The sequence below is a fragment of the Promineifilum sp. (SeqCode) genome (assembly GCF_041918635.1).
GTDB lineage: Bacteria > Chloroflexota > Anaerolineae > Promineifilales > Promineifilaceae > Promineifilum.
The window spans coordinates 1-11,822 of sequence record NZ_JAYRVJ010000736.1 but is presented as its reverse complement, the minus strand read 5'-3'; the positions used below and the strand labels follow the sequence as shown (position 1 = coordinate 11,822).

Sequence of the window (11,822 nt, the reverse complement as noted above, 5' to 3'; positions counted from 1 at the left end):
ACGTCAGTTTGAATACGATGGGGGCGGGGTTCACGACAGGCGCTCAACACCTGACGGCGATTCGGCGCTTCGCGGAAACATTTGTGGTCGGCAATTAACTGGCCGGATAATGTCCCCTCTCTTGTAACAGCCGTCGATGCTGTACACGCGTCGGCTCGTTAAGCTGCAAGACGGCGACAGTGCCTCGCCCGATAGCGGTCAGACCGATGATCTCCGCCCCATCCAGTGCGAAATGCTCGCTCCAGTGATCACGGCGCGGATCGAATAGCCGCACGAGCTGCTGAGTCTCCGGATCAATCGTGGCAATGTCGCTGCCCTTGTTCCGGTTACAGACGGTGCAAGCGAGCGCCAGATTATCGGGTTCAGTAGGCCCGTTATGCTTCAGGGCGCGAATGTGGTCAACGGTGTGCCTAACCGTTGAGTGGGCTTCGGGCAATAGGCAGTATTCGCAACGCTCGTCCGCGCGGGCGGATACAAGCCGGCGCAATGGAGGTGATATGGTGATGCGTGTCACGGTGCGGATGGATCATCTATGCTGGGTTCGCGTGGAGATGTGCTTTTAATAAGTCAAAGAACTGGATCACCTGCACGTAGCCATCCAATTCTGCCCGCTCCTGAGGCGCCTGGGTACCGGCACTGCCCAGAAATAGCAGTTCCTCGATGCGATCCTGTACCGCGTCCGACAACTTGAAGTCCAGGATGTCCTGAACGTCCGGCGCCTGCGCCAAGAATTCAATGACTTCCCTCCACGCTTGATTGGCGACAAACGCGTCGTCGGGCATGTTCAGCGTCTGGTTGTATAGAACAGCCGCTAATACCTCAGGAAGCTGGTCGCCGATTTGCTCCAGCCGCGCGGCCAACTCATCCGGAACCTCAAGCGTTATTGTTGCCATGCGCGCATTATAGCATAATTCCCTCATGGAACTCCTCGGCGGCCCCCTCTTCGCCGTCGCCGGCGCGGGCGAATCGCACGGCCCCGGCGTCGTCACCATCGTCTTCGGCTGCCCGCCCGGCCTGTGGCTGGAGCGTCAGCGCATCCAAGCGTGGCTGGATCGCCGCCGTCCCGGCGGCACGCGCCACGGCACGCCCCGCCGCGAATCCGACCGCGTCACCTTCCTGGCCGGCCTCTACCAGGACGACCACGACCGCCTGACCGCCGGGCCAACGCTGGCGCTGGACGGCGACGACCCGCAAGCCGCGGCCACCTACGACGCCGGCTACACCACCGGCGAACCCATCGCCGCCGTCGTCCTCTCCACCGCCGGACGCGCCGGGGCCTATGAGCAGTTTCGCGGCCCGACCGGTGCAGTGCGCCCCGGCCACACCGACCTGGTCAAGCACTACCAGTCGGGCGGCTTCGTGGACATCCGCGGCGGCGGCCGGTCGAGCTACCGCTCCACCATCTCCGACGTCATCGGCGGCGGCATCGCCCGGCTCTACCTGGAACGCGCCTTCGGCACGGTCTTCCTGTCGTCGGTCGTCGGGGTCGGCCCGCTGCGCGCCGAACGGACGCTGGCCGCGGCCGTGGCCGAGCTAGGCCCGCGCATCGCCGACGAGCAGGTTAGCGCGCTGTCCGCCGCGCTGGATGGTACGTGGGACGAGGTGGGCATCCCCACCATCGACGCCGCCTTCGCCGCCGCGGCAGCCGACCTGATCAAGCAGACGCGCGTGGCCGGCGACTCGCTGGGCGCGGTGGTCGAGGTCGTTGGCCTCAACGTCCCGGCGCTGGCCGGCGACCCGCTCTACCACAGCCTCAAGCTGCGGCTGATGGGCAGCCTGGGCGGGCTGCACGCGGCACAGGCGTGCGAGATCGGCGACGGCGCGGCCGTGGCCGGCCGGCGCGGCAGCGAGAACAACGACCCTATCCGCGGAACGGGCTATGCACGCAATAGCCACGGCGGCCTCATCGGCGGCATCACCACCGGCAACCCGCTCGTCGCCCGCGTCGCCTTCAAGCCGACCAGCTCCATCGCCCGGCCGCAGCAGTCGGTGCGCAAAGACCTGGCGGAGATCGACTTCGAGTTGCGCAAGGGGCGACACGACCCCTGCGTCGGCGTCCGCGCCGGGGTCACGCTGGAGTCGCGCATGGCTATCGAGGTCATGAACGCCGTCCTCATGCACGCCGCGCGCCACGTCGATCCGGCCGACTTTGACCTCTTCCCGACTGAAGAGTAAGAGGAACACAGAGAGACACGGAGATTACACAGAGGGACACAGAGCAGGAACCCTCTTCTTCTCTCTGTGTCACTCTGTGTTCCTCTTGCATTTGCGAAAAAATGCACAAACGCGCTCGGCGGAGTCCGGACGTATTGCTCAGTTACAAGCGGCCTCTCTCATGGTATACTGGCGGCTTAGTACGTTGCCCAGCAGCCACCATTCATCCGGCGCCACTCACCACACCACACTCACACGGACGGCAGCCACGCTGCTCCACTACATCGTTGACCGCGGATGGCGATAACACCAGGCTGAGCCATACAAATGGAGCCTGGCGCGAGCGGATTCACAACCCTATCGTCTCACCATCAATAAGGGGGTTCACGATGACGAACTTGCTGCTCTATACCGAATCGAGACAAACGCTGGCCCGCGCGCGCGGCGAGGCGGTGATGCAACCTATCGCGTCCGTCTGGTTCGATGGGCCGGACTTGATGTTCCCCGACGAATTCTTCGAGGAACTCTCCTATCGGGCGGCCGACGCGCCCACGTCGCGCCTCCCTCTCTTCGACGACCTGTTCGACTGGCGCCCCGCCCCCCAGCCCGCCTTCGCTGACTAAGCCAAAAAAGACGCGGCCACCCGCGTCTTTTTGATTTTCATCATCAACTAACTCTTGATTCTCAATTCATAATTCCTAATTCTTAATTTCTCCCCCCTTCCACTCGCACGCCGTCGCATACGTAATCACCTCAAACCCATGCCGGGCCACGATGGGCCGGCTCATCTCCCCGGCGTCGATGGTCAGATAGCGCACGCCGCGCGCCCGCGCCTCCTGGACGCGGACGGCCAGCAGCGCGCTGTAGAGGCCGCGCCCCCGGTACTCCTCCAGCGTCGAGCCGCCCCATAGCCCGGCAAAGTCGCCCGGGTGGAAGTAAATCCAGCCCGCGCTGGCCGGCACGTCGCCGGCATAGGCGACGTAGATGCTAAGGTAGCCAGGGATCGCCATGTGACTGCCAAGGCGCCCGTAAATCCAGTTGAAGTCTTCTCCCCACACCTTCTCCAGAATGCCGGCGACCTCGGTCAGTTGCGCTGGGTCGAGTATCCGCCGCACGTCGACGGCCGGCGGGGCCAGCAGCGCCGGCGGCGCGGCCTCTACGTCTAGCACCATGATCGCGTCCGGCTCCTCCGCCTCGAAGCCGCGGGCCACCAGCCGCTCCACCAGGTCGGCCGGCCGGTCGTGGCCGTAGACCTTCCACTCGAAGATGAGATCACGCTCGCGAAAGTAGGCGATCTGCTCGTCGATGGCCGCGTCGGCCGTCGTCTCATCCAGATCGCTGTAGAGCACAAAGCTCATCCCTGGCCTGTCGCGCACGAAGCGCACCAGGTGGGGCAGTATGTCTTTGCGCATGTCCGGGTAGTCGATCTCCCGGCGCTGTTCCCGATCATAGAGCGCCAGCACTTGTCCTACATCCATCACGATCCCCTCACTACTGCGTTTTATCCGTTTCAGGTATTCTAGCGGAAATCTCCATTGTAGGGCGATTTGCCAAATCGCCGTACCAAAAGCACTATGGACTACACCACCTATTTCTGGCAAGGCCAACTGACCAGCCTGCGCCCCGTCAAGCCCGAAGACGCCGAGACCGCCTATCGCGACGCCTTCGACAGCCCCGGCCGCCAGGTGCTGCAACTGGGCATCGAACTGCCGCGCAGCGTCGAGGAGTGGCGCGACAGACTCAGCCGTTACGCCGAATGTCGCGACGTGGATGGCGTCATCCTCTTCACCATCGAAGACCTGGACGGCCATGACGTTGGCGGCCTCTCCTACCACACCCGCGACCGCAAAAACGGCAACTTCAGCTTCGGTGTCAGAGTGCCCGCGATTCACCGCCGGCGCGGCTATGCCGCCGACGCCGCGCGCATCCTCCTGCGCTACGCCTTTCTGGAGCGGCGCTATCACAAGTGCAACTCAGCCTGTATCGCCACCAACACCGCTTCGGCCGCGCTGCATCGAGCGCTGGGCTTTGTGGAAGAGGGCGTGCGACGGGACGAGGTCTACTTCAACGGCTGCTACAACGACGTGCTGCTATTTGGCCTGATGCGCGCCGAGTTCGACGCCAACGACGCGCCTCACCGGCCGGCGTGGATTCGTTGACCGGCTCCCTTGAATTGCGTCTCATCACGTTATAATATCTTTGACTGAAGAATGAGCAGGTGTGGGATACGCATGAACGCTGAAGACATTCGCCGCGTCCTCGTCGTGGGGGCCGGCACCATGGGTCAACAGATCGCTTGGCAGTGCGCCATGCACGGCTTCGACGTGGCGCTCTATGACGTGGACGGCGCGGCGCTCGACCGGGCGCTGGCGCGGGTGCGCGGCTTCGCCGACAGCCTGACGCGCCACGGCCGCCTGACGCCCGACGAGGCCACGGCGGCCCTTGACCGCCTGCAAGGCGTGGCCGACCTGGCCGAGGCAGCCGGCGCGGCCGACCTGGTCAGTGAGTCCGTGCCCGAAGACCCGGCGCTGAAAGGGCGCGTCTTCGCCCAATTGAACGAACTCTGCCCGCCAGAGACGATCTTTACGACCAACACCTCCACGCTGCCGCCGTCGCTCTTCGCCGCGGCCACCGGCCGGCCCGACCGCTTCGCCGCGTTGCACTTCCACCTGCCGACCTGGGACGCCAACGTGGCCGACGTCATGACCGCCGGAACCCCGCCCGGCGGGGCCACGTCGCCGGAGACGCTGGAGACCGTCGCCGGCTTTGCCCGCCGCATCGGCCAGATTCCCATCGTCCTGCGCCAGGAGCACCCCGGCTACGTCTTCAACGACATGTTCAACGCCCTCAACACGGCGGCCATCAACCTGGCCGCGACCGGCGTCGTGCCTATCGAGGATGTAGATCGCGCCTGGATGGGCATCATGAAGACGCCCACCGGCCCCGGCGGCTGGCTCGACGCCATCGGGCTGGATACCGTCTGGAAGATCACCAACTACTGGGCCGGGCTGGCCGGCGACCCGCGGCTGAAACAGAACGCCGCCTTCCTGAAGGGCTACATCGACCAGGGCCGCCTGGGCCTGAAGACCGGCCGCGGCTTCTACAACTACCCCAACCCGGCCTACCGCGAACCTGGATTCTTGGAAGGCAAACATACCAAGTAGCATGACGGCCTACCCCATTGATCGCTACCTCAACGTCAAACAGGCCCACACGCCTAGCTTCAGCAGCGACGGCCGCTGGGTGGCTTTCATCTGCGACCTGACCGGCGTGCCTCAGGTGTGGCGCGCCTCGCTGGGCGCGGCCGCGCTCAGCACCGACCCGGTCGTGCCCATGCCAGAGCAACTCACCTTCACCGAGGATCGCGTCCTCTGGCTGCGCCACTCGCCCGCGCCCGGCGACAACCGCCTCCTCTTCACCCGCGACCGGGGCGGCGACGAAAACGCCCACCTCTATCTGCTCGATCCGGCGACGGGCGTGGAAACGTGCCTGACCGCCGGCCATGACGGCGTGATGCACATCCCCGGCGAGTGGTCGCCCGACGGCCGGACGCTGCTCTTCGCCGCCAACCGCGCCCACCCCGGCCACTTTGGCGTCTACCAGCAAGCGCTCGATGAGCCGGCGGCGCGGCTGCTCTGGCAGAGTGACGAACCTGGCTATCTCTACAACCTGTGCCGCAACCCGGCCACCGGCTGCCTCCTCTTCGCGCGGGTGGGCCGCTCGGCGGCGCACGACTTGCTGGAGCTGGACCCTTCCACCGGCGCGGTGCGCCAACTCAACCCACCCGACCGACCCGCCCGCTACCACCACGCGACTTACAGCGTCGACGGCTGCCACGCCTACGCCGTCACCGATCTGGACAGCGACATGATGAACGTGGCCCGCGTCGATCTGGCGACCGGCCAGTGGGAGGCGGTAGTCACGCCCCTGTGGGAGATCGAATACTTCGCCGTGGCCCCCGACGGCCGCCACATCGCTTTCACCATCAACCAGGCCGGCTACAGCCGGCTCGAATTATTCGATCTGGTCAGCGGCGCAGCGCGGCCCGGCCCGGCTCTGCCCGATGGCGTGTTAGGCCGGTTCGACGAGCGGCTGGCCTTCTCCGCCGACTCCCGCATGCTGGCCTTCTCCTACTGCACGCCGACGCGCACGAGCGACGTCTACGTCTGGGATTGGGCAGCGATGGGCGACAGCGTCCGGCCGGTCACCCGCATGACCCATGGCGGCATCCCGCGCGACTCGTTCGCCGAGGCCGAACTGGTACGCTACCCCACTTTCGACGGCCGGGAGATTCCCGCCTGGCTCTACCGGCCCCAGCACGCGCCCGGGCCGTGGCCGGTCGTCGTCCAGGTGCACGGCGGGCCGGAGTCGCAGGTTCGACCCTGGTTTGATTTCCTGACCCAATACCTGGTCGGCCAGGGCCATGCCGTGCTGGCTCCCAACGTGCGCGGCTCCACCGGCTATGGCAACGCCTACGGCCATCTGGACGACGTGGAGAAACGGCTTGACAGCGTCGCCGACCTGGCCCACGCCGCGCTGTGGCTCAAGAGCCGGCCGGACATCGACGGCGAGCGCATTGCCGTCCTGGGCGGCAGCTACGGCGGTTACATGGTGCTGGCCGCGCTGGCCTTCCACCCCGATCTGTGGGCGGCCGGGGTGGACATCGTTGGCATCAGCGACTTCGTGACCTTCCTGGAGAACACCAGCGACTATCGCCGCCAGCACCGCGAATCGGAGTACGGCAGCCTGGCGACCGACCGGGAGCTGTTGACGCGCATCTCGCCCATCCACCACGTCGAACGGATGACCGCGCCGCTCCTGGTCCTCCATGGCGCCAACGACCCGCGCGTGCCGCTGAGCGAGGCGCAACAACTGGTCGACCGCCTGCGCGAGATGGGCCGCACCGTGGAACTGCTCGTCTTCGACGACGAGGGGCACGGCATCGCCAAGTTGAAGAACAAGCGGGTGGCCTACCCCGCCATCGCCCGCTTCCTGGATGAAAACCTGCGTCCCAGTTCGTAGTCAGGCGATTCATCGCCGTTTGGCGAGGGTGTGACCCACTTTCCGAAATGGGTTGCACCTGACGCAAGAAAGAACGGCGATGAACCGCCTGACTACGAACCAACTGGAAAACGGTCAATGACAACCTTACTGCTGATGTACCTCATCTTCGGCGCGCTACTCATCATCCTGGCGATCCCCCTCCTGCTGGACAAAATTCCCCCCAACCCCTGGTACGGCTTCCGCGTGCCCAGCACCCTATCAGACGCGACCCTGTGGTACAAGGTCAACCGCTACATGGCCCGCTGGCTGCTGCTCAGCGGCGTGGTCACGGTCATCAGCGCGGCGGTGTTCTACCGGATTCCCGGCCTGTCCATCGACACCTACGCCTGGCTGTGCCTGGCCGCTTTCGGTCTGTCGTTCGTGCCCGGCGTTGTGCTTAGCATGCGCTACTTGCGACGCATGCGCGGATGAGTATCAACCCAGCAGTAGCACCTCGCGGTCGCTTACGGTCACGTTCAGAATCAACCGGTTAACGTTTTTGCAGGCTGAGCTACATCCATTCATCCCGCAAAATACCCATAAACACCAAATCATCATACGCCCCATCGCTCCACACGTGCCGCCGCAGCCGCCCCTCCTCAACGAAGCCGCAGGCCCGGTAGGCGCGGATGGCCCGCTCGTTCCGGCCGTGGACGCGCAGGAACACCCGCCGCACGTTGAGCAACCGGAAGGCATAGTCCAGCACCAGCCCAATCGCCTCGCGGCCGTAGCCTCGACCCCAGTAGGCCCGGTCGCCGATGGTGATACCAAACTCGCACGTCCGGGCCACCGCGTCCAGATCGCGCACGCCACAGAAGCCGATCATCTGCCCGTCGGCGACGATGGCGAAGTTAGTCCCGTCGCGTCCACCCTCGGCCGCCCGGCGCTCGAAGTCGGCCGTCAGCCGGGCCAGCGACTGCGGCCACGGCGGATCGCCGCCGCCCGCCAACTCTACGGCCAGATCATTGTTGAAAGCGTGCACGCGGGGCAGATCCTCTCGCTCCATCGCGCGCAGCGTCACACGTGGGCCTGTCAACATAGCATCCTCCAGAAGATATGATCCGCAGATTTCGCAGATTTTTCGCCCCTCGCCATTGGCTCAGATCCCCACGAACTGACAACATGAAACTTTCGCTTTCTAGCCCCTAACCCCTAGCCCCTAACCCCTAATGTTATGTGAATTGTAATAATCGCACAGTATCCTAACAGTAGTCGGAGCAGGTGAACAGGGCAACATGGGGCACGCCCGCCCGGGTGCCTGGAGCGACACCGGCCAGCCGTACCGGCCGCCCTTCGCCCCCGTGCCTCAGGGATAGTGGTTAACAATGGCTAACGTGGAAGCCGGTGTTGTCGAACTGGACGGGGAGACCTATCGCCAGATCAGCGGCGCGTGGTATAACGCGCGCACCTACATCAAGCCGCCGGAGATCATCAGCCGCCGGCTAGATGAACAATATGGCACGGCCGCGCCGGGGAACAAGTCGCGGACGCAGCGCCCCATGACGCGGGGCAGCCGGCCAAAACCCAGACTGTAACTTCTGCTACTGCCCAACCACGTCCAACCGGTTATACTGGGGGCGTGCAAACGACCACAACCATGCCCGTCCCGGCGCTGTCCGAGGCCGTCCAGGCTTCCGAACGCGTCGAGCGCGAACGGATGCAGCAAGACCTGCTCGTCACCTCAGCGACGGTGATTGCCCTGCTGGCTCTGATCTGGGGCCTCATTTATCTGTCAGCCGGGGCGCGCTACACAGGGGACGCTTCAAAGGAGGCCGCGATGGCCGCGGCAACGACCGCCGGCGGCATCCCGCTGGTGTATGCCATCCTCTCCTTCCTCAGCCTGGGTTACTATGCCCTCACCGGCCGCTACCATTTCCTGCGTTTCAGCCAGTTGTTCCTGACGATGATTTTCCCAGCATTACTCATGCTGGTGCTGGGCGGCTTTGTCAATTCCAGCGCCGTTGTTCTGTGGTCGCTAACCTCGCCCGTCGGCGCGGTGCTCTTCAGCGGACGACGCCAAGCCGCGCTGTGGTTTGCCGGCTTCCTGGTACTGGTCGCCGTCGTCGGTCTGCTCGACCTGGGACTGTTGGGCATGTACAGGGTTGAAGTCAACTTCCTATCGGCCACCCTCATCACCATCTTTTTCATCATGAACATCACCGGCCCGGCGGTGGTCGTCTTCCTGCTGCTGAGCTACTTCACCCGCCAGCGCGACCAGTCGCGCGGGTTGCTGCTGATGGAACAGGCCAAGTCGGAGCGGCTACTGCTAAACGTACTGCCCCAGCCCATCGCCAAGCGCCTGAAAGAGGGGGACGAGACGATCGCCGAGTGCATCGAGAGCGCCAGCGTCCTCTTTGCCGACATGGCCGGCTTCACACAGTTGTCGGCGGAGTTGGGCGTGGAGGAAGTGGTCAAGCTCCTGAACGACCTGCACAGCGGTTTCGACGTGATTGTGGCCCGCCACGGCCTGGAGAAAATCCGCACGATGGGCGACGGCTACATGCTGGCCGCCGGCGTGCCCATACCGCGTCCCGACCACGCCCACGCCCTGGCCGACGCCGCGCTGGAGATGATGGCCTTCGTCCGCGAGTGCTCCATCCCCCATGCCCCGCGCGTCCACTTTCGCATGGGCATGAACTCCGGCACGATCATGGCCGGCGTCATCGGCCGGGCCAAGTTCATCTACGACGTCTGGGGCGACCCCGTGAACGTCGCCAGCCGCATGGAGTCCCACGGCGTGCCCGACCACATCCAGATCAGCGAGCGCACCTACGACCTCATCCGCGATGACTTCGTCTGCGAGCCGCGCGGCTCCATCGTCATCAAGGGCAAGGGGGCCATGCGCACCTGGTTCCTGCTCGGCCGCCGCCCCACCTCTTGACAAACGCCCTCGTCCTGCTAGAATTTTAGGCATACCAAAAAATAATTTATTGGCTTAGCTAATTTCAGACCTGACAGGTCTGGGAATAGATGAGGTTAGGCATGGCAAGTAACAAGGGCGTTGTCTCACGGCGCGACTTCCTGCGGGTCGGCGGGTTTGGGCTGGCCGGGTTAGCCGGGGCGCTGGGGCTGCGCGGACTGGCGCAAGACAACGGCGCGCCCACTTCCACCCCCCACGCCGCTCACGAAGCGACGGCAGGAGGAGTGACCGGCGACTACACACCCGCCAGCCAACCCGTCATGGATCACGGCGGCATGGGCACAGTCGGTCAAGTGGATCACGCCGCCAACGAGTTCGACCCGCACGAAATTCTTACCGATTTCGACTACGGCGAGTTGACCGAGGAGGGAGGCCGCGCCGTGCGCACCTGGCGGCTCGTCGCCATTGACCGCGAGTTCGAGATCGCCCCCGGCGTCCACTTCCCCGGCTGGGTCTATGGCAGCCAGACCTCGGCCGCGTCGCGCCGTCTCGGCCGCCTTGTCGGCCAGTGCCCCGGCCCCACGTTGCGCTGCGTCGAGGGGGAGCGGCTGCGCGTCGAGTTCGTCAACGCCAGCAGCCACCCCCACACCATCCACTTCCACGGCATCCACTCGGCGGTCATGGACGGCATCCCCGGCGTCGGCCCGGGGATGATCCAGCCCGGCGGCCGGTTCACCTACGAGTTCAACGCCCGGCCGTTCGGCTGTCATCTCTACCACTGCCACGCCGTGCCCCTCAAGCGCCACATCCACAAGGGGCTATATGGCGCGTTCATCATCGACCCCGATCCGGCGACACATAGCGGCGAAGAGGCCGCCGCCGCGCGGACGCGCAACCACACCTACGACGAGAGCCAGGCCGTCAACGAGATGGTCATGGTGCTCAACGGCTTTGACACCAACTTCGACGGCGAGAACGAGGTCTACGCCGCCAACACGGTGGCCTTCGCCTACGGCATGGAGCGCCCCATCCCCATCCGCCGCGACCAGCCCCAGCGCCTCTATCTGATCAACGTGACCGAGTTCGACCCGATCAACTCCATCCACCTGCACGCCAACTTCTTCGACTACTACGACCACGGCACGACGCTGCGGCCGACGCTGACCACGGTGGACACCATCATGCAGTGCCAGGCCCAGCGCGGCATCCTGGAGTTCACCTTCGAGGGCTTCGAACCGGGGCTGTACATGTTCCACGCCCACCAGACGGAACTAGCCGAACTGGGCTGGATGGGCTTCTTTGACGTGAAATGAATGAACCACGGATTTTCACGGATTGGACGGATGAAACGGATTGAACCTAACGATCTATCTGTGTTCATCCGTCCAATCCGTGAAAATCCGCGGTAAATTTATTGAGGGGTTAATATGGACAAAGCAAGTACCCTGACCGCGCGGCGCGCGCCGCTGTGGGTGTTGGCGCTGCTGCCGCTGGTGCTGCTGGGGCTGCTGGTGGTTGGCTTTCTGCGGCTCGACCCGCTGGCCTTCTTTCAGGGCGCGTTCCCGCCGCTAGAGGAGTTGACCGTACAGCGCGTCCTCTTTCCCGAACCGGGCCGCATCCGGCTGGAAGTCATCAACGGCGGGCCTGACCCGGTCACCATCGCCCAGGTGACAGTAGACAACGCTTACTGGCAGCACACCATCACCCCCGGCAACACGCTCAGCCGCCTGGAGACGGCCATCATCGATATCCCCTACCCCTGGGT

General features: G+C 64.7%; 13 protein-coding genes and 1 pseudogene. 10 read left to right on the top strand and 4 right to left on the bottom strand.

Annotated features, from left to right (window positions below):
• Positions 1–94 precede the first annotated feature (94 nt).
• Positions 95–514, bottom strand: a complete 420-nt coding sequence (locus ACE3UY_RS21415; protein ID WP_374689511.1) for an HNH endonuclease — start codon at positions 512–514, stop codon at positions 95–97.
• A gap of 16 nt (positions 515–530) precedes the next feature.
• Positions 531–893, bottom strand: coding sequence for a hypothetical protein (locus tag ACE3UY_RS21410; protein ID WP_374689510.1), 363 nt, complete (start codon positions 891–893; stop codon positions 531–533).
• A gap of 25 nt (positions 894–918) precedes the next feature.
• Here ACE3UY_RS21410 and ACE3UY_RS21405 point away from each other — a divergent pair, with 25 nt between their 5' ends.
• Both ACE3UY_RS21405 and ACE3UY_RS21400 read left to right on the top strand, forming a co-directional pair.
• On the top strand, positions 919–2,175 hold the full coding sequence (locus ACE3UY_RS21405) for a chorismate synthase (protein ID WP_374689509.1): 1,257 nt from the start codon (positions 919–921) through the stop codon (positions 2,173–2,175).
• A 368-nt stretch (positions 2,176–2,543) separates the two neighbouring features.
• Positions 2,544–2,777, top strand: coding sequence for a hypothetical protein (locus tag ACE3UY_RS21400; RefSeq protein ID WP_374689508.1), 234 nt, complete (start codon positions 2,544–2,546; stop codon positions 2,775–2,777).
• A gap of 75 nt (positions 2,778–2,852) precedes the next feature.
• Here the strand turns inward: ACE3UY_RS21400 and ACE3UY_RS21395 are convergent, their stop codons facing one another.
• Entirely contained in the window at positions 2,853–3,632 is a 780-nt protein-coding gene (locus tag ACE3UY_RS21395; RefSeq protein ID WP_374689507.1) for a GNAT family N-acetyltransferase, read from the bottom strand.
• A gap of 96 nt (positions 3,633–3,728) precedes the next feature.
• Between ACE3UY_RS21395 and ACE3UY_RS21390 the strand changes: the two genes are divergently transcribed.
• The 4 genes from ACE3UY_RS21390 (at position 3,729) to ACE3UY_RS21375 (ending at position 7,629) form a co-directional block, all read left to right on the top strand.
• Positions 3,729–4,313 (top strand): GNAT family N-acetyltransferase, encoded by a 585-nt coding sequence (locus ACE3UY_RS21390; RefSeq protein WP_374689506.1) that lies wholly within the window; start codon positions 3,729–3,731, stop codon positions 4,311–4,313.
• Between the two features lie 72 nt (positions 4,314–4,385).
• The gene (locus ACE3UY_RS21385) at positions 4,386–5,318 is read left to right on the top strand and encodes a 3-hydroxyacyl-CoA dehydrogenase (RefSeq protein ID WP_374689505.1); all 933 of its coding nucleotides are present in this window, start codon (positions 4,386–4,388) and stop codon (positions 5,316–5,318) included.
• A gap of 1 nt (position 5,319) precedes the next feature.
• On the top strand, positions 5,320–7,176 hold the full coding sequence (locus ACE3UY_RS21380) for an alpha/beta fold hydrolase (RefSeq protein WP_374689504.1): 1,857 nt from the start codon (positions 5,320–5,322) through the stop codon (positions 7,174–7,176).
• 117 nt (positions 7,177–7,293) lie between these two features.
• Complete coding sequence (locus ACE3UY_RS21375) at positions 7,294–7,629, top strand: SdpI family protein (protein WP_374689503.1); 336 nt, start codon at positions 7,294–7,296, stop codon at positions 7,627–7,629.
• Positions 7,630–7,708: 79 nt separating this feature from the next.
• Here ACE3UY_RS21375 and ACE3UY_RS21370 read toward each other — a convergent pair whose 3' ends face one another.
• Positions 7,709–8,236: a GNAT family N-acetyltransferase gene (locus tag ACE3UY_RS21370; RefSeq protein WP_374689502.1), complete on the bottom strand. Its 528-nt coding sequence runs from the start codon at positions 8,234–8,236 to the stop codon at positions 7,709–7,711.
• A 286-nt stretch (positions 8,237–8,522) separates the two neighbouring features.
• Between ACE3UY_RS21370 and ACE3UY_RS21365 the strand changes: the two genes are divergently transcribed.
• The 4 genes and pseudogenes from ACE3UY_RS21365 to ACE3UY_RS21350 form a co-directional block, all read left to right on the top strand.
• On the top strand, positions 8,523–8,732 hold the full coding sequence (locus ACE3UY_RS21365; protein WP_374689501.1) for a hypothetical protein: 210 nt from the start codon (positions 8,523–8,525) through the stop codon (positions 8,730–8,732).
• Positions 8,733–8,776: 44 nt separating this feature from the next.
• Positions 8,777–10,078: an adenylate/guanylate cyclase domain-containing protein gene (locus ACE3UY_RS21360; protein ID WP_374689500.1), complete on the top strand. Its 1,302-nt coding sequence runs from the start codon at positions 8,777–8,779 to the stop codon at positions 10,076–10,078.
• Between the two features lie 101 nt (positions 10,079–10,179).
• Positions 10,180–11,370, top strand: a complete 1,191-nt coding sequence (locus tag ACE3UY_RS21355; RefSeq protein ID WP_374689499.1) for a multicopper oxidase domain-containing protein — start codon at positions 10,180–10,182, stop codon at positions 11,368–11,370.
• Positions 11,371–11,484: 114 nt separating this feature from the next.
• A pseudogene (locus tag ACE3UY_RS21350) lies at positions 11,485–11,822 on the top strand (metal transporter); the annotation flags it as partial.

Coding starts and splice junctions, on each gene's coding strand:
- ACE3UY_RS21395 (WP_374689507.1), bottom strand. CDS start 3,632: ATGGATGTAGGACAAGTGCTGGCGCTCTATGATCGGGAACAGCGCCGG.
- ACE3UY_RS21370 (WP_374689502.1), bottom strand. CDS start 8,236: ATGTTGACAGGCCCACGTGTGACGCTGCGCGCGATGGAGCGAGAGGAT.
- ACE3UY_RS21405 (WP_374689509.1), top strand. CDS start 919: ATGGAACTCCTCGGCGGCCCCCTCTTCGCCGTCGCCGGCGCGGGCGAA.
- ACE3UY_RS21400 (WP_374689508.1), top strand. CDS start 2,544: ATGACGAACTTGCTGCTCTATACCGAATCGAGACAAACGCTGGCCCGC.
- ACE3UY_RS21390 (WP_374689506.1), top strand. CDS start 3,729: ATGGACTACACCACCTATTTCTGGCAAGGCCAACTGACCAGCCTGCGC.
- ACE3UY_RS21365 (WP_374689501.1), top strand. CDS start 8,523: ATGGCTAACGTGGAAGCCGGTGTTGTCGAACTGGACGGGGAGACCTAT.
- ACE3UY_RS21410 (WP_374689510.1), bottom strand. CDS start 893: ATGGCAACAATAACGCTTGAGGTTCCGGATGAGTTGGCCGCGCGGCTG.
- ACE3UY_RS21355 (WP_374689499.1), top strand. CDS start 10,180: ATGGCAAGTAACAAGGGCGTTGTCTCACGGCGCGACTTCCTGCGGGTC.
- ACE3UY_RS21380 (WP_374689504.1), top strand. CDS start 5,320: ATGACGGCCTACCCCATTGATCGCTACCTCAACGTCAAACAGGCCCAC.
- ACE3UY_RS21385 (WP_374689505.1), top strand. CDS start 4,386: ATGAACGCTGAAGACATTCGCCGCGTCCTCGTCGTGGGGGCCGGCACC.
- ACE3UY_RS21375 (WP_374689503.1), top strand. CDS start 7,294: ATGACAACCTTACTGCTGATGTACCTCATCTTCGGCGCGCTACTCATC.